The following is a 23,467-nucleotide window of genomic DNA, read 5'->3' as shown; positions in this document are numbered from 1 at the left end:
TGAAATTCATGCACGTGTAGCAGTCCTCAACAGATTTACGGAATTAGGTCGACCACTTACCCAAGTTACGCCTTAAATTTGGCTCAATTAGGGGGCTTTGTATTTCAAATCTTTGTGCAACAAAGCCTGTTCAAAGTCAAAATTAATTGAGATCAGCTTATTCATTAAAAGACTGAAAGCACCATGTAAATCACCGACGACATAAATAGATTTGAAATCTTTCCCATTTAGAGTTTGAATAAATTCATTCATGAACAAATGCTACCTTTCTAAGTCAGAAGACACTTATTGCAATAAAGACATTTATTCATACCACACTGATTAATTCAAGCTTGAATAAATTTAATTTATCAATTTTATGTAATAACATTCCATAATTACATCACCAATCTAATGGTTTTTCTGCGATCTTTATTTTGGGTTTCTTATTTGTACCTGAAGCTCTCTTACGCTCCTTACCACGAAGTTTGTGTAATTGAATTGGTGATAATGGAAGTTCTGGTACGAATATATCTAAATTATCAAGCATATTTAATGCGCCCAATATTGCTATCAAATCAGAAAGCTTCACATCCCCTTTCTCAGCATTTAACACTGTTCTTCTATTTACCCACGCCAAATCAGCTACTTCTAATTGAGTTAAATCTTTATTAAGGCGAATACGTTTTAATCGCTCACCAACAATAGTAGAAATAAATTGTGGACTAGAATTTTTCCAGAATTGCATTTTTAAAGACTCCCTAATATTTAGTAGTTTGTTTTTTATACCACCAATCAGCTTATGCTGTTAAGTACCAAATATTGTATATATCTATACTTTTTTATATGTTATGTACCAAATTTAGCACCTAACAACTACGACTTAACATGCATTTCAAAGTTAGCTTGTCATTGGAATAATATTAAACCTATCCATTGGCTCACTTTGGGCTTTTCTTCTTTATAAATAGAATGAAAATAAATTAATTAAATATATTTAATCATTAACCATTTTTTAAATTTTAAAAGAACTTAACATAGGGCCTTGACGCTCTATTTCATACTGGATAGACTTCATATCAACACAGCAAAATCTGTGTTCGGGCGTGAGAACCTGATATGATCTAGGTGCAATCAATTGTCGCACTTGCGGCTATTTTTTTGCCTACTGTTAAGCAGTTCCTATGGTAGCTTAGCAGGGCAGCTTTATGCTGGCTGATCCTAGATTCAGTATTCTCACCCCTGTTAAGTTGCCTCCAATTACCGTGAGAAGTGATGGAGATAATCTCAAAACTTATCTAGGAAACTGCTATGAATTTCAAATTCAATGGTGCAACCCCTTGCACGCCTAAAGATCTTGCCAAGCAACTCATTGTAGAGAGTGCAAAACTACTTAATAACAAACAACGCCAAGATTTAATTGATATCTTCATAACTTTGGATCAAGCATCAATATCTAATTCAAGTCCAACACACAGCAGCGCAACTGAAGAACAAATGCCTGTGTACTCTTCTCAAAAGCACGAAGATCAGGATGAAATTAACCAAGAATATTGGTCTGGCACCTACATCGAAAATTATAATCAAGAATATCCTGAAGAATGGATACGACGTACGCAGCAACTCCCTTCTCGTTTAAAAGCTACATATAAGTTTTGAAAAACGAGGAGCTACTCATGACTCAAAAATCAAAATTATTAGTTCAAGGTGACTACCCACTCATTGCATCTCCTACGCTTGCTCAAGCGTATGGAGTGCCCTCTGCGATTTTTTTACAAAAATTACATTATTGTCTGCAAAGCAAAGGAGCTAAATGTATTGAACAGCAAAAGTACTTTTACCACAGCTATGAGCAATGGGTTGAAACCCTAGGAATATATAGTGTTTCCACTATCAAACGGATAGTCAGTAAATTAAAAAAAGCTGGGGTTTTGATTGTTAAAAAACTAGCTCAAAATAAATGGTTGCAGACTAATTTTTATAGTATTAACTACCGTAAACTCACTGCATTATTAAAAGTGTCGACTGAATTTACCGACACCATACTATGCACCCCATTAAAATCTAAACCTCAATCACAACATGATATTGATTCATCAAAAAGTTCACATCATGGCAGAAATATACAAATTGCAAAGCAATCAGTAAAAAATTCTCGACAGCAAACTATTCCTGTTCTTCTTGAAGGATTAAGTCAACCTTTACAGCCAACAGCTCAATCCACGGATTTAGCTAAAATGGCCCCTGAAAAACGTGGCTTATATCAACAGCTGTTAAAACTAAGAGTAGACATACATTTTGATGATGCACGCTTAGATCACTGGATAAAAAATAAAAGGTTTATCATCCATAAAGCTGCCTATCTAAAAGACCAATACGGTCATTTAAAAATGACTTGGCATAGCCCAGAGCAATTAGGATTAAATTCTTAATTAAGTAAAAACAAGGAGACAACCATCTCCTTGTTCATCATTTACAGTGGTTGAATATCATCCATACTATTTGAATTATTTTGCTTAATAATTCGATACTCAGGTTTTACATTATCATTTTGCTTCGCAGGTTCACTTTCTTTTATTAACTCAGCTTTTCTATCAACCAAACCATTGTTAAACTCTTGAATAATCTTGTTAATTTGATGCTTTTCATCTTGACTGTGAATGACTATATCTTTGGCAGCGTTATTTAACTCAACTTGATCTAAATAGCGTTCGATTACTATTGTGAATTCTTTTAAGGAATCCAACTCATTTATACCCATTAGATTAATTTCACCCTTTATTTCGTTCAAACATTTACCTATGAAAAACAAGTGATCATCTACATATAAATCTATGTTTTCTTTTGAGAGTCCAACATTCATTTGTTCAAGCAAGTTTGCCTCAGCATTTACTACATTTTGTAGAGATTTAGCGAAGTGAAGATGTGGGTATTGATTGTCCAATTGTGCTAGCTTTGTACTGATTGCCGTCATCGCAAACTTATCATTTGTTGATAGCTTAGTTCGACTATCCTTTACTTCAATTCTTTTATATACGTCAGTACTTCTTTCTGAACTAAGGGCTGAAGATACGAACTGATCAATAAGTTTTCGAAATGTGTTTCTAATTTGCTCCTTAATATCTCCAAAGAATCGATTAGTTCTTTGAATGAAATTTCCTTGGATAACTCTTCTTGATAAAGCTTGAGTTCCTGTTCTTTTGCTTTTAACTTCTGATTCATATCTTTCAACTTCATAGTCATAAGAAAGTTTTCTTTTGTCATAAGATCTTGAAAGTTTTTCAGTTGTAACTGCAACTTTTCTAGCTCTTTGATATATATTTTCTGTGCTTCTACTATGCCCTTGTTTTGCTGGTTTTCCTCCTGCAGTATATTCAGCGCCTGTTTCAACTCTTGAATCATCTTCTCTTGCGTAATGATTAATTGGTTCTTTTGAATTTGTAGTTGTGTTTCTTTCATTTCTAGCACCAATATTTAGGCTTAAATAAAATTTAAAAGTATTAAGACAATGCTGAATATTACGAATATCCCAATGGACCAACTGTACCTTCGGAATTGCTGCTTTTTCTGCATCTGTATTATTCCTAGCAGCTCGCCAAAATATTGATTTAATTGAATGGTCATGTCTTTTTGATGATTGTCGCTGATTTGAATTTGGCTCTGTATTTTCAGGATTAATGGCTTTAAATTCAAAGTATCTGCACTGTTCTGCCGAAGTTGAATATTGCTTTCGTAAATTTGACTGAATAAATCCAAAATTTTGCTTAATTCGGTGTGAATGTTCTTTTGAAACTGCTGTTGGTTCTCTAACATTTTCTGAATTTTCAAAAACTGTCTGTCCGTTTCCTTTTGGTAAAGCAACAACTCTAGATCCATGGTTTCGTTCTCGCTTAAACTCTGCAACAACTGTTGCTCCAAGCGTTGGTGATAATCTTGCCTGTTGCTCAATAATTCTTTCAAATTCAGAAACCGAGGTTCGATAATATTTTTTGTTATATTCGTAACGCTTTCTTCGAACTGCTTCAATTCGCTTAAAGCAATTTTCGTGCTCACTTGAAGATCGCGGAAGTTCTGCTTGAGATTCATGCAATATTGATCGTGCTCTAGCTTGTCCTTCTCTATTTTTTCGGTAAGCATCGTATGAAAAGTCGGCATTATAAAATTCCCCTTTTAATCTATCTGTTGCTTTAGTTGATTTGATCGAAATGTAGTTCGCATTATTTCTTTTCACCTCACCTAACTCAGATAAGCAATTAATTAAATCTTCACGTGTATTGATAATTCCAAAAATAATTCGTTGCTCTATATATTGGTTGATCAATTCCACACGTGTTTTTTTTGGTAAAGTTTCCAATTTAGCTCTAATCGCAGCTGCATTTTGGATTTGGTGATGATTTTTGGGTCTGGTTGTTTTCAATCTTTTAGGGTCATCTGGTCGAGCCCAATCATATTTTAAATTAAGAAAATCACGAAGTGGATCAAAGTAATGATGATGACCTGGTGGCGCAATGTTTAATGACTTACCTGTAGATAACTCAACACGTGGTACAAGTATATGTAAATGTTTTGAACCGTCTTCATCCGCATGCATAACTGCAGTCATGTGATACTGTGAAGGACTTAAACCGACAAAGGCATGTTCTTCAAATAAGTCTAAAACCTCTTGAAGTTGTTCATTTGAAACAAAATCATCTGGCGACCAAGCAATAACAACGGATGTATAGCAATATTGAAATTGGATACTTTCAGCAATCGAAGTAAATGTCTTTGGATCTCCTCTAAGAATTTCCACCTCTGCACGAAAATCACCTAGGTGATCTTGCGCGCCCAACAAATAAGAAACTGCTAATTTTGGATCACCAGTGCCTGATTTAAGAAATTTAATAATCATAAATTAGCGCTCTTTCTCAGATACTAATAAGATCGCCTTTTTTTTTCTTTTTTCACTAAGCTGCGGAGAAACATAGTAATTAGGTATCGAAGGAAGGCAGCTATTAAGTTCAGATTGAATGGTGGCCAAAATGTCTAAACAATCTATAAAAGAAAGCTTCTCCAATGCTGCACTCTTTTGCAGGCAAATGAAGTTTAATGAACGTGCAATCTGATTAATATTGTTCCCAATCCGACCTAGTTCTAATAAAAGCATCGGATCAGCACGGGGAACCGGTCGACTAGAATTATTTTTTGTCGACCGTTTTTTCTTAAGCTTTAATCCTTGAGCTATAGAGTTCGTATGAGCATCATCTTTGCAAACTGCCACCATAGGCCAGATTATATGCAACTCTTGACTGATTAATTTATGAACAAAATCGGTAAATCTTAGATCATAATCATTCAGATATTTTTCCAACTGTAATGCTTGATCACCGTTAAATCGTAGCCTTTTCACAATTTCACGTTTAGTTTTTTTCATTTAACTACCAAATTTATTGATGTGTGTTGGGGTCTTAGGGGGTCGCCCCTAACAAGCCCTGTTGCGTACCAAATAAAAAGTTCGACGAACTTTTTTTTGTAGCTACAGGTAGGCTTGCTTAAACAATTCCCCTGTTCAATCAACATTAGCAAAGAAAAAAAAACACCGATTTCATTGATGCTATTTTGAAAAAAAATGACTTAATCTTTTGTGTATTTATTATTTAAGTCATTGTTTATTATGATTTATTTTTATTAAAAACTTTCATTAATCTTCCACAATTGGTTTCAAATCATCTTGAGACTTTCTATTTATATACTTTTGCACTAACTGATTCTTATTCTTGTAAGCTTTGGCTTACAGTTCGCTCAGTAACAGAAATGTATTTGCTCAGTAGCACAGATAAATTTGCTCAGTAACAGAAATGTGTTTGCTCAGTAACACACAATATAAATAAGTGTTTTTTGCAGAAACGCTACATAAAATTTGGGCATTTTTCCAGAAACGGACAGTTTGTGAAACTCATCACATAACTATTAAAATCTTTTTTGAACTTTCAACAACTTAGTTATATATCGAAAAATCATATAAATAGACATAGAATTAGTAGATTTTAATAAAAAAAACTTAGCCATTTTTTTTCAAAATTAGACAGATGAAAAAAGAATTTTTTTATTTTGCTAGCGTTATCTCACTGCTCAAATCTTTTATTTGTGCAGTACTTTAGCTTGGGTGGAAGGATCTGTGACGCTAGCAAGCTATAGTCAGCATTTATGCTAAGAGTTGCTACTAGGGGATATCGAAAAAGCAACAACGTGATGAGTAGCTGTCAAAGGGACAAAATTGTATATTGGGTAAATACCCTTGCCAAGATGACCTATAGCAGTGGTTTGAGAACGTTTCGATGCGGTGTGTGAACCGTAATCTCAGCCTACGAGAAAAAGCACAATTATTCTCTGCCAATACGACCGAAGCGTGGCTCCGTTAGCCAATTTTGGCCTTTTGGTGATACTTTAAGAGCATTTTTTAATGCTCTTAGGGTGAGTATTGCCAAAACTCTCTCAACGTTCACCATTAGCCAATTGGTTTTGGTCAGTTTAAAATAGAATTTTAACAAACGGCATTATTTCTAATTCGGCAATATAAATGTAAGCCAAAAATCCAATTTGTCTGAATGCAAAACATACAAATTGCAACGTTTAATTAGTAAACCAAGAATCCTCACGTTATTAACACTTAATAATTTCAAGAAAATTAAACCATTCAAAAAAAAAGCATAACTAGCTGTTTTTAATCAATATAACGTTTTCTTGAACTAAAAATTATTTTATTTATATTTTTGCTATTGTTGTATCAAGCACGACGACGACTAATGGTTATTGTCGATTAAAACAGATTATATTGCTGACCCTCTGTAATCTGATATTTAAATTTATTAGTCCTAATTTGTAAATTAGTAGGAATGTAATGAACAAATTTGTTGTTGTATTAGAGTCAGATTATCCACCTCAACTATACCTGGGTGAAAAAATTGGTGGAGCTACGATTATTGAAATGAAACAAGAAGATATCAAAAACCGTGTAACAACGGCATGGCTTTCCGAACGCTTTAATTTGTCACGAAAAACAATCATTGAAAAAGTTGGTATGTTTAATAAAGGAGATGAAAATAAACACCTATATGACCCTAAAGAAGTTTTACCAATTTTAGAAAATCTAAATGCTCTATCAAGGAAAAGGAATTCTAGACGAAAAAATTAATCCCAAGCAAAAACATCTTTTGTAAATATGATTTTTAACTAAATTTCTTTCTCATAAAATTATAAAAAGCCCCTTTGGGGGCTTAGTATCTAAGAATTCAGAATGTTAGCTATATCTGATGCACTCGGATTATAGTAAGTATTGATTAATGTATTTATTGTCTTATGCCCTGTCAGTTTAGCTAACATTTCCACTGTCAATTTTCGCTGATTTGCAAATCGCGTGATAGCCTCATGTCGAGTGTCGTGAAAATGTATGACTCCATTTAAACCAACTCGGTGCAAGTTACGTTGCCAAATCAGGCGGAATGAATTTTCATTTTGAGGGATAATTTTTTCAGAATTTTTTGGCAGTAAAGCCAATAGAGCTTTAGCGTTATTTGTTAATGGCACATCTCTAGATGAGCCATTTTTAGTAATAGGTAGATGTATGTAATCATCATGGATATTGGATCTAGTTATATTAATTATTTCACCTTTACGCATTGCTGTTTCAATAGCAAATAAAAATGACCAAGCTACGAAATGTGATGGTTTAGTTGGAACAGTACCCTTTACATAATTGAGTCCTTCGAGAATAACGTGTATTTCCGCATCAGTAATTAACTTTGACCGAGGTTTCGGCTTTTGAGGCTTTGTAACTCCTATAAAAGGATTATCTTTAATTAAAAAAAGTTCATTTTTAGCATATGTAAATACTGAACTATATAAGCACATCTGACGATGAACTGTCCCAGCTCCAACAGAATTTAATCGTTCATTACGCCATTTGGTGATATGTTGGGATGTAATACTATGGATCGACTCATAGGCTAAATTCCCCCAATATTTATCAAATGTTTTCAATTGTTGAAGAATAAATGTATACCCACGCATTTTAGAGCCAACGTCAGCATAGTATTTTTCAAATAACTTTTTAAAAGTGAGATCAATTTGAGGTTCTGGAAGGGATTCTTTTAATTTTAAATCGAGAAGTTTAGCGTTTGCCCAAGCAATACATTCTTGCTTAGTATCTCTTGTAGCAGTATAACGTTTGCCATTGTAGCGTACAGTCATACGCCATGAATTACCACGTTGAATCGGTTTTTGCATAATGACCTCAAAATATTGGTGTCGCAATGACACCAATATTTTGACCAAGTGAAATTCTTGGTGCCATTTTGGTGTCAAAACGGAAATATTAAGCGGTTTTTAATGCGAATTCTGAGAAATTTGTTTCTCAAGCTGACCAATTTTGCAGTAAAAACTCTGATGTAAGTTATTGAAATAAAATACATCTAGTTGATTTTTAATATAAAAATCTTGGTAGGTATAAGCAGACTCGAACTGCTGACCTCTACGATGTCAACGTAGCGCTCTAACCAACTGAGCTATACACCTGAAGTCCAAGCATCATATTCATTTTTATTTTTTATGACAAGCCCTTTTCTGAGTTTTTTAAACTTTGCGTACAAGTTTTAAGCAAAGTCTTAAAACATTGAATATCTTGAGAACTTAGCGGAGTACCTACGTAAATTTCCTGCTCAAATAACCTAATAGCTTGTTCAAATGAACGCCTTTCATGTTCAGGTACATTTTCAGCCAAACGTTGTAACCAATGCCGAAAACTTTCAGAAGTCAATTTTTGCTGGCTCAAGGGTAAATTCTTTGCGAAATTGGTAATTTCTCTTTCAAGAGGGCTTAAACTTTTTCTTTTTTTCCACAAAATCCATATAAAATATAATGCTACAATGCCACCAATACTCAAAATAAGAATTAAAACAACTGCATAAGCAGAATTTACCCCGAGCTTTTTAAACCATTGTTGTTGAGATTCAGCATTATAACCCACCACTTTGCTTTGCCATTGGTAACTCGCATAATCACTCCATACACGGACTTTTTTCAACATCGAAAATTGTTGATAGGCCCAAGTCGACTGCTGGCTCCCAAAAATTGTCCGATCTTGTTCCATATAATCCTGCATCCCCCCATCGATACGCTGCGGTGCGATCATGGCCGTCGGATCAATACGACGCCAATGTTGATTGACATAAACTTCAGTCCACGCATGTGCATCAAGTTGACGAACTTCCCAACTTTTTCCATCTGGTGCTAATTGACCACCTTGATATCCCACAACAATACGCGATGGAACACCCACATAGCGCATCAACATTGCAAAACTCGATGCAAAATGTTCGCAAAACCCCTTTCTTGATCCAAATAAAAAATCATCTATCCGATTTTGCCCCAATACACCTGGGCTTAAGGTATATGCAAAGCGATTGTGTTTATACCATTGCAAAACTTCGGCAATATAACGCTCAGGATTTTGACGACTTCGCTGCCATAAAGTTTGGGCCAATTGTTGTGATTGAACATCCAAGTTTTCAACATAGCGAGTGTTTAATTTTTTAAGTAAAGTCACATTTTTTATTTGTGGCGGCTCTGCACTTCCTAACCATTTCAGTTGAATCGGCTCCGTGCGTGCTGTTAACCGGTAGGGTGTAATTCGACCATCTTGACCTAAAGCAAAACGTGCTTCATTGGGAACGGATTGCTCCAACGACATAATCCACATCACACTTGGGTCGGCAGCCAAATATTGATAATTCAATGTCCGCTTGGGTTTTAACTCGGCTGGATTCAGCTGTATAACGTTCTGGTTAAAAAAATGACTAGTCCATTTAGAACCATCATATTCATCTAATGCCATCGCCCGCCAATACAGCTCTGTACGTGTTGGCAAGGCTTGAATATCACCAATTATACGAAAAGCCAAACTACTCGACTGTGATAACTCAGCAATATCGCCCGGAGACATGCTGTCACTGATTCCCGTTGTGGCTTTATTTTCAGGAATAGGAATATGCCATAGCGGCGGCAGGCGTGGAAAAAAGAGAAACAGCAAGATAAAGAATGGAACAGCTAAGCCAATAAATTTTCCCACATGCCCAATATCTTGTTTAATCGCCTGTATTTCACCGCCTGAGTTTTGGCTAAAACCAACGGTCTGTAAACGATATAATCCAATAAAGCAGCTCAACAACGCCAATAAAATAACCAAAGCCATGGCAAAAGACTGGCTAAACAAAAAGCTACTGGCAATCACAAACATCGCAAAGTTAAATAAAATAATTACATCACGACGTGTTTTTGTTTCTAAAGATTTAGCAAATAAAAATGTACTGAGTACTGCAACCCCTGCATCAACACCAATAAAGGTTTTATGGCTTATATAAATGCTAAATAATGCTGTCAATGTCAGCACATAGGTTAAAATTTTAGAAAATGGTTTTTTACTGGCGCGGGTATTGAGTAATAAAATAAGCCAAATGACTAAAAATACTAATGATGTCGCCACAGGGATATAAAGCATTTGTGCAATGAGCACCAATGCTAAAGTGAGTAATATTGAGCGGCGTATGGTATTTTCAATCATCTCTTAAGCCTGCGCCAATAACCGTTTTGCTTCGGAATAATGCAGTGTTCCAGTACCTGATGCTAACTCAGCATTAGGTAAATACAGTGCATAGTGATCGTGATTTTGCTCAGCCTGCTCGACCAAACCCATCATGAGGCTAAGTTTTTCTTCATGACTTTGAGCTGGCATATGGTGATAATGAATCTCCAATTTCTTTAGATCTTCATATTGCTCAAAAACTTTCACATACAAGCCTTGTCCTCGTGCTGCTTGTTTCCATGACACCGCATGAAGTGAATCCCCCGTCTGAAAACTCCGTAATTCGCGAAATTCATCAAGATCAGGTTCAAAATTTTGCTGTTGTTGCTTATTTTCAACGGAATGCAAACTGGCTTGAGGTGCAACCCACGCTGGTTGCTGTACGTACAAATACGTCCAGGCCCGCACTAAACCAAAGGGATAAACACTATAAATTTGTATGGGTGGAATCTGAAAAACACCGCGTTGGCTGGTTGTAAAATTTAACTGGAAACAGTGCTGTTGCTCATTGACTAATATTTTATGTAGCTGATTTTCAGTTTTAATCCACAAATATCTCGCCTGTTCAGCATCTTGCTTAAAGTAAATTTCAACCGAAAGTAATTCCCCAGCTTGCGGGATATCAACAACATTTATTTGAATCTGCAACGCATGAAGCTGCTTAAAAGTAATATAGAAACTAATACACAGTACGGCACTAATTAAAAAGCAAAAGCCTAAAATCAAATTATTGGCATAATTCACACCTGCAATAAAAGTGATGAAAATTAATACCAAATACAAGTAGCCTTGCTGATAGATAAAGATCAAGACATCTTTTTGAGTCAGCTGCTTGTGCTGATCGATTTTAAATCGACGTTCAATCCATTGCTGCCACATTGAAGCCAAGGTTCAACTCCTTTATTGGATCGAAACTTGTTCTAAAAGCTTAAAGGCTTCAAGATCTGACAACCCAATTCGATGAGATACCACAGCTGTAAAAACGGCTTGTACATCGTCAGGATTCACATAATTTCGCTGCTCAATCAGCGCATAGGCTTGCGCAGCTTTCTTTAAGGCTAAAACACCACGCGTAGAAAGACCATGTCTCCCCTTACGTGTCTCAGCAGCAAGATCCAAAATGTAATCCATTAAACGATCACTCAGATGTATCTGCTCGACAAACCCTTGTAGTTGTAAAATTTCTGCTTCATTAAAGATATGTGCTAATGCCGCAATCAGATCATGGCGTGAAGTTTGTTGGAGCAATAATTTCTCAGCCTGACGCGATGGATAACCTAAAGACAAACGCATTAAAAACCGGTCCAACTGGGACTCAGGTAGCGCATACGTACCGCTTTGAAATAAGGGGTTTTGTGTCGCAATCACCCAAAATGGTTGAGGCAAAGCATATCGCACACCATCAACCGTCACGTAGCCCTCTTCCATCGCTTCCAATAAAGCACTTTGGGTCTTTGGACTACAACGGTTGATTTCATCTGCCAATAAAATTTGGGTAAATATCGGCCCAGATTTAAACTCAAAATGATGTTCTTTTTGATTAAACATATTTACTCCAATCACATCACTGGCCAGCATGTCATTGGTAAATTGAATCCGTTGAAATTTTAACCCCGCCAAATGTGACAAGGCGCTAGATAATGTCGTTTTCCCTAAACCGGGTAAATCTTCAAATAGCACATGCCCGCCTGCCAATAGACAAGCTAAAGCCAATTTGGTTTGCTGATTTTTATCCAAAATAATTTGGTTAGTTTGTTCGAGGAATGTATTTATTTTCGGGTAAAAAGGCGCAAGGCTCTGCTCACTTAAAAGCGTTGATGTATTATTTTGTTGGCTTTTCTCTGATCCCCAAAACACCTTTTATTCCCCAATAAAAAAGTTAAATGAATGACTAACATACAGGGTTTTATTTAAAAATACAGTGTTTATCTCCAAGCCATACCCAGTTCAATACTTTAAATACATACGCTTGATATTTATTGAGTATACAAAAACGTTGTTTTCGCTTCGACTGATCAAAATTTTGCAATAAAAAAGCGTCCCGAAGAACGCTTTTTTCTTAGATTTTTAGCTCGAGTCAAAGCATTAGCAAGGACACTTCTTCATGTCACCACCAGCTGATGGATAACGTGCATCTACACAGTGACGATAAAATGTTTTTGCATCCATCGCTTCCAAATCAGGATGATGTTTTGCCATATGTTCCAAATAGTTTTGGTAATCTGGCACCCCCACCATCAAGCGGAAACTTTGCTGTAAACGTTGCCACAACGTCGCTATACGTGACCAATTTTTCGGGTTCAGAATTAAATCCTTCTGCGACATAATGGTCATTTTAATGATTTTATAAATCACCGTTTTTCCACTTTTTGCAAACTTCAGGTTCATTCATATTCCCCTATTAATGTGCTGAATTTGACGGATTAATTTCAGCTGGGTCACGGTAAATCGCTTCTGCTTCATTCACCGATGGATTTGGATTTGCCAAGGCACGACGCACCACACCAATCGCTGCAAATAACATCACAAATGCCACGATCATAAAGAATGCACAAAGACCAGCATTGATTTGATTCGACAATGCAACCGTATGCATTTCAGCCATGGTTTTTGCAGGTGCCAACAATTCATTTTTCGCAATTGCTGCGTTAAAACGATCTGCCTGAGCCAAGAAACCAATCTTTGGATTTTCGTGGAAAATCTTCTGCCAACCAGCGGTCATAGAAGTGATAAACAAGAATACTGTTGGGATAATCGTCACCCAAACATACTTTTGTTTTTTCATCTTGAATAAAATCACTGTACCCAAGATCAATGCCATCGCAGCAAGAATTTGGTTACCAATACCAAATAGCGGCCATAAGCTATTAATACCACCAAGTGGGTCAACCACACCTTGGTAAACGAAGAAGCCCCAACCTGCGACAGCCACCGCTGTACCCAACAGATTTCCGAAGAAATTATGAGAGTTTTTAACCGCAGGAACCACGATACCCACTGTATCTTGCACCATGAAACGACATGCGCGAGTACCTGCATCCACAGCTGTTAAAATGAAAAGTGCTTCAAATAAAATCGCGAAGTGATACCAGAACGCCATCATTGAACGGTTATTGAAAATTTCCGTAATGATATGCGCCATACCAATCGCAAATGTCGGCGCACCACCTGTACGAGACAGAATCGAATTTTCACCCACTTCTTGTGCAAGTAAGGTCAATGCTTCAGGTGTTACCACGAAGCCTAATGTACGAACTGCTTCCGCAGCGGACTCAACCGTTGTACCAATCACAGCTGCTGGCGCATTAATCGCAAAATATACACCAGGCTCAAGAATCGTTGCACAGACCAAAGCCATAATCGCAACAAAAGATTCCATCAACATGCCGCCATAACCGATCATGCGAATATCTTTTTCATTATTCACAAGCTTCGGTGTCGTTCCTGAAGAAACGAGCGCATGGAAACCTGAAATTGCACCACAGGCAATGGTAATAAACAAGAATGGGAACATTGAGCCTGCAAATACAGGACCCGTACCATCAATAAAATGCGTCACCGCTGGCATTTTCATTTCAGGCAATGCAAACATGATCCCGATTGCCAAACCTGCAATAACACCAATTTTCAAGAAGGTCGATAGGTAATCACGTGGTGCAAGCAGTAACCAAACAGGTAATACTGATGCCACGAAACCATAACCAATCAACCACCAAGTTAGTTCAGTACCTGAAAGTGTAAAGAATGGCCCCCAGTACGGATGCTGTGCAATGTCGCCACCATAGATAATCCCAGCCATCATCAGTACAAAACCAATGATCGACACTTCTGCAATTTTACCCGGACGGATAAATCGCATGTAGATACCCATGAAAATCGCAATCGGTACAGTGGCAGCGATACTGAAGACACCCCACGGACTATTGGTCAACGCTTTTACAACTACCAAAGCCAGCACTGCTAGAATGATGATCATCACGCCAAGTGCACCAAGCATCACGATGATTCCGGCAAAAGAACCCAGTTCTTGTTTTGCCATTTCACCGAGTGAACGACCATCACGACGCGTTGAGATGAATAAGACTAAAAAGTCTTGAACCGCACCGGCGAGAACAACACCCACCAAGAGCCAAATTGTTCCCGGCAAATAACCCATTTGCGCAGCAAGGATCGGTCCGACTAAAGGACCTGCACCTGCAATCGCAGCAAAGTGGTGACCAAATAGAACGCTTTTATTGGTCGGCACATAATCCAAACCGTCAGCTAAGCGATGGGCAGGCGTTAAACGTCGCTCATTCAGTTCAAAGACTTTATTGGCAATAAATAAACTATAAAAACGATATGCAATGCTATACACACAGATTGCTGCAAGGATCAGCCAAACTGCATTGACATGCTCGCCTCGACTGAGTGCTAGTATGCCGAATGAAACGGCACCTAGAATGGCTACAAACAGCCAGATAATCTTCGAAGCCATTCCTGACTTCGGTTGAATGGTTTCCATCTCAATCCCTCATAAATGTTGAAATAAATCAGCTTGATTTTTCTTGTTCGAGGTACTGCTGTTTCTTCCCTTGAAACTCTACTCCTGTTATAAGTTTTTTCATCTAATACTTTGGAATAAAAATTTAAACCAATAGGTATAAAAAAAGGGATGAATCACTTCATCCCTTTCGATAATAGTCTATTTTTAAACCATTATGCACGTTCTAAATAGTCACCAGTACGGGTGTCTACACGAACGCTTTCTTCTTGCTGTACGAATAATGGAACACGTACAACTGCACCAGTTTCAAGCTTAGCCGGTTTACCGCCACCGCCTGAAGTATCACCACGTACACCTGGATCAGTTTCAACGATTTTTAATACAACGAAGTTGGGCGCGCTCACAGTTAAAGGAACACCGTTCCAAAGCATGATTGTGCAAAGTTCATTTGAGTCATCTTTCAACCATTTAGCCGCGTCACCCATAGCAACTTTATCAGCAGCGATTTGTTCGAAAGATTCTGGATCCATGAAGTTCCACATTTCACCGTCGTTATACAAGTAGTTCATTTCAACTTCTTGGATGTCAGCAGCTTCTAGTGAATCACCAGATTTGAAAGTTTTTTCTAAAACTTTACCAGTTTTAAGGTTACGTAATTTTACGCGGTTAAAAGCTTGGCCTTTACCTGGTTTTACGTATTCGTTTTCCATGATTGAACATGGGTTACCGTCAAGCATGACCTTAAGGCCTGACTTGAAATCATTCGTAGAATAATAGGCCATGACTGGCTCACTCCAAACTTACTAACTTTAATCTATAGATGCTATGGGCTGTAACATGTCATTTAGCAAGTACTGACTGTAACATTGGCTGCCACATGCACATTAATGTGATATTGCGTATTCTAAATGACCAATGCACCATGTCGCAACGAAAAAATCCCCATTAAAGGGGTCAAGCTGCTTAACTTACACTCAGACATTAAAGAACTTTGTTTATACAATGCCCACAAACAGGTAAAATTGCTGTTTACTGAAACTTAATAAATGTTTCGTAGGCTTCATCCGTTGTGAGCTTTATCGGAATTATTTCAGCTTACACTTAAAAGTTCGACGCATTAATTTCAGCAATATTCCCTACTCACCTTTCTGCATTTTTTAAACAATCGGCATGATAAACTATTTATTTCAAGAGCAAAACTGGCAAACCCAATTGAGTGATTTGATTACAAATCCTCAAGAATTACTCGATGTATTAGAACTTTCGCATGATCAGTTATTATCTGGTGCTCAGTTCGCAGCAGATGAGTTTCGCCTACGTGTGCCGCGCGCTTTTGTCGAAAAAATGCAAAAAGGTAATCCGCTTGATCCGCTTTTACTCCAAGTCCTACCGCATCATTTGGAACTTGAAGAACACGCCGGTTTTGTCACCGACCCTTTAGGTGAAGAGCAGGCTAACCAACAGCCAGGGGTATTACATAAGTACAAGTCTCGTTTTTTACTGACTTTAACCGGTGCCTGCGCGGTCCATTGCCGTTATTGTTTCCGCCGGCATTTTCCCTACCAAGAAAACCTGCCTAAAAATGACGATTGGGCAAACATTAAACAATATATTGAACAACAATCCGATATTAATGAAGTGATTTTAAGTGGTGGAGACCCGCTCACACTATCAAATCGTAAACTTCAAGTGTGGATTGAACGTTTATCGACTTTGCCACAAATTAAATTTTTGAGAATTCATTCACGAGTTCCTATCGTAATCCCCAACCGTGTCGATGAAGAGCTGGTTTCTAATTTAAAAAACAGTAGGCTACGCATTATTCTAGTGGTACACTCAAATCATCCATCAGAGCTAGATGACTTCACGTGCAGCCAGCTTCAACAGCTTGTCAAACAAGGAATCACCGTGCTGAACCAAGCAGTCTTATTAAAAGGGGTTAATGATTCTGCAGAAGTGTTGGTCGATTTAAGTTACCGCTTATTCGACGCAGGTGTAATGCCATATTATTTGCATGTTCTGGATAAAGTAAAAGGTGCTCATCATTTTGATACACCAGCTCAGGATATTGATTTAATTTATAAAAAAGTTTTAGAGAACCTACCTGGTTATTTGGTTCCTAAACTTGTACGGGAAATAGCGGGCGAAAAAAACAAGACACCGCTTTTTGGGGCTTCAACTTTTTGAGTTAAATAATAAAGATGACCACGCATACTTCAGATACGTTTTACAATCCGACTGAATTAAAGCTGGATAAATTAAGCTTTTGTCCGACCAATGCTAAAGGTCTGCAAGAGTGGTTAAACGGTATTTCAATTTTACAATTGGGTACCTCATCTAAAGCTTTATTCAATGCCTTACTTGAAATCTCCGAGCTGAAATGCCAAGAGATGCTACGTTTTGATTTGGTTCAAATTTTACATCCGACTATGGAAAGTGTGCTCACAAGCTTAGAAAAACACTTTACCAATCAAAGCCTCATTACCACGGATCGTAATGACCAAATCATTGAATTGGCGATGCTTTTACGCAGTCACTTTGCCAAAATCTATATTGATATTGCCAAACGATGTAATCAGCAGCTTAATCAACAAAAGTTTTCGATTTTTTCATTCGGCCATAAAAAAAGCTTACAAACCGCTCGAATTGCATCAATCTACTATGCGTTGCAACAACTGACACTGTTGTTGTATCAACAACATATGTTGTATGCCACACCGACTGCAGGTCAATGGATTGCGGCACATCAACTGATTGAATGTGCCATTGAACACAATTTCTATCAAAGTAATGTCAATCAGTTACTGGGTACTCAACATCAAATTGCAAATATTGCTCAAGCTTATGCACAATTAATCTTATTAGATATTTTCAATAATCATCAGATTCGCCCTGCTGAAATCCAAGGTTTGTATTTATGTAGCTTTGACTGGGCAAAATTGGTTCAAATCCTACCGAAAGAAACCACGCTTTCACGCTATGTTGTAGACACGAAAAAAGATCACCCACCGATTTATAACTCAAAACAAGATCGGTCTTATCAAGCCAATGTATACATTTCAACGCAAAACTTGCTCGATCATTTGACCGAAACGCAAACTAGAAATGCCAATTATTTATCTAAAAATGAAAAGTTATTTTTAACTCCAGCGCTATATTTCCATATTCATAATATTTTGACCAACAACACTGAACGCCGTCATGAACGTTATGAATATTCTGCGCAAATTAATATTTGCTTTAGCTTAATGGTGGCGCATTTCTATCTCTCTAAAGGTAAAAACTTCCACGAAACTTTAGATTTGGAAGGCAATTATCAATTCCACAATGAAGCCTCTTTTGTCAATTCGCATGATTCAAATATGCCAACAGGCATGACTAATGCGAAAGCGCTAGATCGTGAAGCAAAACAGATTCATACTGCTGACGTATTAGATATTAGTGTGAATGGTTATCGCATTAAATGGACTGGCCCTACCCCTGCTAATTTAAAAACCGGCGAATTTATTTTGATCCAAGAAAATGCTCAAAGCCAATGGCGTGGCGGTGTTGTTCGTTGGATCAAACAATCGACTGAAAAAAGTTTGGAATTGGGTCTCGAAGTACTGGCTCAAGATTTGTATCCATGTTCAGCCCATATTCGTACCGACCGCAATACAACAAATCATCAACCTGCTTTATTGGTACAGACCACACAACTTGATCAAGTGTCTACGACCTTAATTTTACCTGGGGCAAATCTCTTCCGAGAGAAACAAACGATCCACCTTCGCTTAGGCAAAGAAGACATCAAAGTCTATCTCACCAAAGCGCAGTTGGTGACACAAAGCTTTATTCGCTTTGAATATGAATTATTGAATGAAGAGCAAGAAAATGTCGTTAAAGACTATATTGCGAAACAGAGCAATGAGATCAAAAATAACGACTTATGGGAAGCATTAAAGTGAGAAATCCATTACTATCCAAAAAACTAAAACGTACGGAAACTCGATTACTCATTATTGATGATAATCAAATACGTTTTAACCAGATACGTGATTTATTGACAGACAGCGAACATCAAGTTCATGCCATATTACTTGATGATTTACAAAATTTCGAAAAACAGCTGAATCTCAATTGGGACTTGATCATTTTTGGACGTGCTTATGATTTAAAATATGAACAAGCTTTAAGTTTAGTTCAACTATCGAGCCAACCGAATTTACCGATTATTTTACTTAAACCCGAAGACTATCAAGCAGAACAATATGCAAGTTTAGTCAAAAAAGGGATTTATGACATTGTCGATATTGCTGAACCTGAGAGTTTCTATTTTGGTTTAATCCGTGCTTTATCCTTTAGTCGCCTACAACAATCGCAGCAACATTTAATGGAAGAGCTCGAAACAGCTCAAATCCAAACCCAGGCTTTAGTTGAAGATAGTCGTAAAGCGGTTGCCGTGATTCAAGAAGGCATTCACATTCAAGCCAATGCTGAATATCTCACTTTGTTTGGTCTAAAAAATGAAGATGATGTAATTGGTCTGCCTTTACTCGATCTATTACAACCTACTGACCTCAACGACTTTAAACAACGCTTTAAAAAAATTAGCCAAGGGCAGCTCGATTTAGGACGTTTTGATCTTGTTTCGCAAAATATCGCAGTGGCTGGGCAAAACCCACTAAAACTCGAATTTATTGCCACGGCTGAAGAAGATGCTTTACAGCTCGCAATTGAAATTGGCAGTCAAAGCAGCAATGCTGTAAGCAATGCTCAAGTTGAAGCTAGCCCACAAAAACCAAAAGCATTTCAACAACTCAACCGTACCATTGCTCAGCAACCTGCTAATGTAAATGCAGTAGTTCTATTTACATTGGCTTCTTGCTCAGATGCGATTTTTCAAAAAGATTGGAATACCTATAAGAGCTATTTCACCAATATTAAAGACTTCTTGAAAGATCAGACTCATGCTCCATTATTTAGTTTAGATAATGGTGCAATCGTTGCCTTATTCCAAGCGGATAATCAGCTCAAACTTGATTCTAAGTTGATTGGTCTTAACACCCTGAGCAAACCTCAATTACTCAGTGTAAACAATGAAACTTATCCATTAAATTTACGCATAGGATACAGTGTTTTAGACAGCGATATTCGTGATGAAGCACATTTTGATACCTTTATTGCGAAAGCCTTTAATACTGCGCTACCAACCAACCAACAAGCACCTGAAATCGACTTAACGATTCCATTAGAAATTGACATACCAAGTTTAGATTTCGGTACACCAGAAGCACAAATTGCGCCGATTGTCGTTAGTGATGAAGCTCCTGTTATCAAGGCCCTTCGCAACTGCTTAGAACGCGGTGAAATTCATCTTAAATATCAGCAACTGTATGATAAAGAAGATTCACATCTTTATACTTATGAAGTAACCAGCGGCTTTATTTTTGAAAATAAATGGAAAGATATCGCCCAACTACGTGAATTGGCTGAAGACTCTGAGCTTTCCATTAAATTGGATCGTTGGATCTTAGTTGAATCGTGTAAACAACTACACAACTTCATCACTCAGTTCCCTGAAGCTAAATTAATCGTTAACCTGAACAAAGAAGTGCTATATAACGACCGCACCTTCCCTGAGTTTATTTCGAAACTAATTACGATTATTCGTAGTAAATTGAAAAATCCACTGATTTTACAATTTGCCGAAGAAGACATTCAGCTCAATATCGATGCCGCTCAAAAAGCATTTGTAGAACTTCGTAAAAATGGTGCCGAACTGGCTTTACGCAATTTTGGTCATTCGATGTTTAGTGAATCATTATTACGCCAAATGGATGTTCACTGCTTAACATTAGATTCAAGTTTGACCAAAATGCTTGCAAACGATAAGTCGTGCCAAGAGCTCCAAGAAAAAATTACCACTTATCATGAAATCAAAACTGTTGAAATCATGTTACGTGAATTAAATGACATGACCCTATTTGCCAATGCTTGGAATGTCGAAGCTCGCTTTATTCAAGGCGATTATTTCCAGAAGAAACTCGACCATCTCATCGATGTTCAGGACCAATAAGGTTCTGAACATTGCCGATTTAAGGTTTATCTTTTTTATCGGCACAAAAAAACGGGCATAAAGCCCGTTTTTCGTTTTGGATATTAACGTTTGATAGAACGTGACATACCAGCAAAACGTTGTTTGAATTTGTCGATACGACCGCCAGTGTCAACGCTTTTCTGTTTACCAGTGTAGAATGGGTGGCAAGCAGAACATACGTCTAGGTAAATAGTTTCTTTACCAAGAGCTGAACGAGTTTCAATTACGTTACCGCATGAACATGTAGCAACTAAAGTTTCATATTTTGGGTGAATATCGGCGCGCATCGTCGATTACTCCTAAGATTTAAGAAGGTTTAGCTGTCATCGCAATTGATCACTCTTGCATCACTACAAGGAAGGCTTAAAAAAGCAGACCAACACCATAACAGACCATTCTTTTGGCCCACCGAGACGGATACCGTCAGAGCTAAGCACAACAAGTTGGGGCAAATTATAGCTGATTTTTTATTGTTAATAAATAGATATTCAAGGCTGAATCGCTCTACTCTTTAGGTTGAGCTTGCTCTAAATATTTCTGATATTGTAATTCGACTGTACGCTGAAATTGGGCTTGATCAAAATGGTCTAATTTTTCAATAAATGCAGGACAAAACGTCGTAGCATTTACTGACTGTAATGATCTGCTCATGCCCTCTAACATACTTTGAACCTGCTGTTTAAATTGTGCATCGACGGGCTGATCAACATCTTTTGCTTTTAATGGCTCTACACCATTAAAACGGACAGCCTGAACTGCAGCAATTAATTTAAGTTTTGCAGTTTGATAAGCCTGATCTAATTCCGTATTCATCTGTGGTTGTCGATCACGACAAAAATCCAACATGGGCTGCAGGCTGATGAGCGGCATTTTTTCAATGACATCACGGTTACTATTTACGGATAAATCCTCTTGGGCATGAACGACTGTGTTCAAACCCAAGAATAAAATGAAGAAGCCTCTTTTAATTTTCATGATTTTTTTTCATCTATATAAGGTATTTTAAAAGGACGTACTCATCTCGCCCTATTCTTGCCCACGGCTTTGTTTTGCCCAAAGGTTGGCAATCACACCACAGACCATCAACTGAATTTGGTGAAAGATCATAATCGGTAAAACTATCATCCCCATCGGCTGCCCAATAAATAAAATTTGTGCCATGGGCACGCCGCTCGCCAAGGTTTTTTTAGAACCACAAAAGAAAATCGTCTTTTGATCAGCTCGGCTAAAGCCCAACCAACGTGGTACATATAGCGCCAATAACATAATGATCGTTAACAAGGCAGAGCACGCCACAATCAATAGGAATAAGGTCATACCACTCACTTGATGCCATAGCCCTGCCACCACTGCACTACTGAATGCACCATAGACCACCATCAAAATTGAGCCCTGATCAAATACCTTGACGATTTTTGGCATTTTCTTCATATAAGGAAACACCCAAGGACGGAGGAGCTGCCCTAAAATGAAGGGAATCAGTAATAACAGGGTAATTTGGATAATAGATGCCGTCGGATCATAGTTATGTTGTGACTGACCAAGAATAAAATAGGCCACCATCACTGGGGTAATAAACATCCCAATAATATTTGAAAATGATGCACTACAGACTGCGCCAGCAACATTACCCTGTGCTACCGAAGTAAATGCAATAGAAGACTGTACTGTCGAGGGTAAAAAGCACATAAACAAAAAGCCCCAATACAACTCTTGCCCTAACATCGGCACGAGAATTGGTTTCGCCATTAAACCCAATAATGGAAATAATGCAAAGGTAAAAGCAAAAACTAAAGCATGTAACTTCCAGTGCATTATGCCTTCAACCACAGCCTCACGAGATAACTTTGCACCATGAAGGAAAAATAAAATGGCAATTGCAGCCGTGGTAATATAGCCAAAGATTTCTGCAGCTTGACCACTAACAGGCAAAAAAGTCGCAAGTATGACCATTACAAAAAGTAGAATGGTAAAACGATCCAAAGCCAACATTTTCAGCATAACAACATCCTGTACAAATTTCCCTTTAAACGCATCGACAAAAAAATGCCCAATAAGCTAAATTTACCATTGAGTAAATTTCATCTTACTGGGCCATGTAAATAAAGCCAGCTTTTCTCCGATATATTCATTATTTTAAACGTTGATAGTGAGCTCAACGCAAAAAAAATTATAAATAAGAATAGATCTCTTTCATAAATCAAAAAACGATCTTCTTTTGGTTAATATTTGCACTCCGGATTTCTTAGCATTCGTGCATAATCTGCGGATGAAATACATCGATTCAAACAAGCTTTCTGATCCT

General features: G+C 37.5%; 20 protein-coding genes and 1 tRNA gene. 6 read left to right on the top strand and 15 right to left on the bottom strand.

Features of this window, described 5'->3' with window-relative positions; translation table 11 throughout:
* Positions 1-87: 87 nt before the first annotated feature.
* Together FTU12_RS15285 and FTU12_RS15280 are read right to left on the bottom strand one after the other, a co-directional pair.
* Positions 88-252: a hypothetical protein gene (locus tag FTU12_RS15285; protein WP_180114877.1), complete on the bottom strand. Its 165-nt coding sequence runs from the start codon at positions 250-252 to the stop codon at positions 88-90.
* A 130-nt stretch (positions 253-382) separates the two neighbouring features.
* Complete coding sequence (locus FTU12_RS15280) at positions 383-727, bottom strand: helix-turn-helix transcriptional regulator (protein WP_180066699.1); 345 nt, start codon at positions 725-727, stop codon at positions 383-385.
* 563 nt (positions 728-1,290) lie between these two features.
* Between FTU12_RS15280 and FTU12_RS15275 the strand changes: the two genes are divergently transcribed.
* Positions 1,291-1,638: a hypothetical protein gene (locus FTU12_RS15275; protein WP_180066697.1), complete on the top strand. Its 348-nt coding sequence runs from the start codon at positions 1,291-1,293 to the stop codon at positions 1,636-1,638.
* Positions 1,639-1,655: 17 nt separating this feature from the next.
* Positions 1,656-2,411: a hypothetical protein gene (locus FTU12_RS15270; protein ID WP_180066695.1), complete on the top strand. Its 756-nt coding sequence runs from the start codon at positions 1,656-1,658 to the stop codon at positions 2,409-2,411.
* A gap of 41 nt (positions 2,412-2,452) precedes the next feature.
* Here FTU12_RS15270 and FTU12_RS15265 read toward each other — a convergent pair whose 3' ends face one another.
* Positions 2,453-4,870, bottom strand: coding sequence for a relaxase/mobilization nuclease domain-containing protein (locus FTU12_RS15265; protein ID WP_180114891.1), 2,418 nt, complete (start codon positions 4,868-4,870; stop codon positions 2,453-2,455).
* 3 nt (positions 4,871-4,873) lie between these two features.
* Positions 4,874-5,392 carry a plasmid mobilization relaxosome protein MobC gene (gene mobC / locus FTU12_RS15260; protein WP_180066691.1) on the bottom strand — a complete coding sequence of 173 codons (519 nt, stop codon included), beginning with the start codon at positions 5,390-5,392 and terminating at the stop codon, positions 4,874-4,876.
* A gap of 1,467 nt (positions 5,393-6,859) precedes the next feature.
* Between mobC and FTU12_RS15255 the strand changes: the two genes are divergently transcribed.
* Positions 6,860-7,153 (top strand): hypothetical protein, encoded by a 294-nt coding sequence (locus FTU12_RS15255; RefSeq protein ID WP_180066689.1) that lies wholly within the window; start codon positions 6,860-6,862, stop codon positions 7,151-7,153.
* 89 nt (positions 7,154-7,242) lie between these two features.
* Here the strand turns inward: FTU12_RS15255 and FTU12_RS15250 are convergent, their stop codons facing one another.
* From FTU12_RS15250 to efp, 8 genes are all read right to left on the bottom strand, one after another.
* Positions 7,243-8,244, bottom strand: a complete 1,002-nt coding sequence (locus FTU12_RS15250) for a site-specific integrase (protein WP_180066687.1) — start codon at positions 8,242-8,244, stop codon at positions 7,243-7,245.
* 211 nt (positions 8,245-8,455) lie between these two features.
* Positions 8,456-8,532 (bottom strand) — tRNA-Val (locus tag FTU12_RS15245).
* Positions 8,533-8,563: 31 nt separating this feature from the next.
* The gene (locus tag FTU12_RS15240) at positions 8,564-10,576 is read right to left on the bottom strand and encodes a DUF3488 and transglutaminase-like domain-containing protein (RefSeq protein WP_180114889.1); all 2,013 of its coding nucleotides are present in this window, start codon (positions 10,574-10,576) and stop codon (positions 8,564-8,566) included.
* A 3-nt stretch (positions 10,577-10,579) separates the two neighbouring features.
* A complete protein-coding gene (locus FTU12_RS15235) occupies positions 10,580-11,485 on the bottom strand; it encodes a DUF58 domain-containing protein (protein ID WP_180114887.1) in 906 nt (301 codons plus the stop codon).
* A gap of 12 nt (positions 11,486-11,497) precedes the next feature.
* Positions 11,498-12,454 (bottom strand): MoxR family ATPase, encoded by a 957-nt coding sequence (locus FTU12_RS15230; protein ID WP_180114885.1) that lies wholly within the window; start codon positions 12,452-12,454, stop codon positions 11,498-11,500.
* A gap of 228 nt (positions 12,455-12,682) precedes the next feature.
* The gene (locus FTU12_RS15225; RefSeq protein WP_078190160.1) at positions 12,683-12,985 is read right to left on the bottom strand and encodes a YbdD/YjiX family protein; all 303 of its coding nucleotides are present in this window, start codon (positions 12,983-12,985) and stop codon (positions 12,683-12,685) included.
* Between the two features lie 13 nt (positions 12,986-12,998).
* A complete protein-coding gene (locus FTU12_RS15220) occupies positions 12,999-15,101 on the bottom strand; it encodes a carbon starvation CstA family protein (protein ID WP_078190161.1) in 2,103 nt (700 codons plus the stop codon).
* A 194-nt stretch (positions 15,102-15,295) separates the two neighbouring features.
* On the bottom strand, positions 15,296-15,865 hold the full coding sequence (gene efp / locus FTU12_RS15215; protein ID WP_067762759.1) for an elongation factor P: 570 nt from the start codon (positions 15,863-15,865) through the stop codon (positions 15,296-15,298).
* A gap of 388 nt (positions 15,866-16,253) precedes the next feature.
* Here efp and epmB point away from each other — a divergent pair, with 388 nt between their 5' ends.
* The 3 genes from epmB to FTU12_RS15200 are packed head-to-tail and all read left to right on the top strand — an operon-like array spanning position 16,254 to position 21,141.
* Positions 16,254-17,270: an EF-P beta-lysylation protein EpmB gene (epmB, locus tag FTU12_RS15210; protein WP_180114883.1), complete on the top strand. Its 1,017-nt coding sequence runs from the start codon at positions 16,254-16,256 to the stop codon at positions 17,268-17,270.
* 14 nt (positions 17,271-17,284) lie between these two features.
* Positions 17,285-19,030 (top strand): GTPase, encoded by a 1,746-nt coding sequence (locus tag FTU12_RS15205; RefSeq protein WP_180021984.1) that lies wholly within the window; start codon positions 17,285-17,287, stop codon positions 19,028-19,030.
* Positions 19,012-21,141, top strand: a complete 2,130-nt coding sequence (locus tag FTU12_RS15200; protein ID WP_180114881.1) for an EAL domain-containing protein — start codon at positions 19,012-19,014, stop codon at positions 21,139-21,141. The genes FTU12_RS15205 and FTU12_RS15200 overlap by 19 nt, the downstream gene beginning before the upstream one ends.
* Positions 21,142-21,224: 83 nt before the next feature.
* Here the strand turns inward: FTU12_RS15200 and rpmE are convergent, their stop codons facing one another.
* From rpmE to FTU12_RS15185, 3 genes are all read right to left on the bottom strand, one after another.
* Positions 21,225-21,449 carry a 50S ribosomal protein L31 gene (gene rpmE, locus FTU12_RS15195; protein ID WP_078190165.1) on the bottom strand — a complete coding sequence of 75 codons (225 nt, stop codon included), beginning with the start codon at positions 21,447-21,449 and terminating at the stop codon, positions 21,225-21,227.
* Positions 21,450-21,666: 217 nt separating this feature from the next.
* Positions 21,667-22,137: a hypothetical protein gene (locus FTU12_RS15190; protein ID WP_180114879.1), complete on the bottom strand. Its 471-nt coding sequence runs from the start codon at positions 22,135-22,137 to the stop codon at positions 21,667-21,669.
* A 51-nt stretch (positions 22,138-22,188) separates the two neighbouring features.
* Positions 22,189-23,163, bottom strand: a complete 975-nt coding sequence (locus tag FTU12_RS15185; RefSeq protein WP_180026456.1) for a bile acid:sodium symporter family protein — start codon at positions 23,161-23,163, stop codon at positions 22,189-22,191.
* Positions 23,164-23,467: the final 304 nt, after the last annotated feature.

This window comes from Acinetobacter sp. YH12063, assembly GCF_013419715.1.
GTDB lineage: Bacteria > Pseudomonadota > Gammaproteobacteria > Pseudomonadales > Moraxellaceae > Acinetobacter > Acinetobacter amyesii.
Note: the sequence above shows the minus strand (reverse complement) of the source record. Positions and strands in the feature narration are given on the sequence as shown.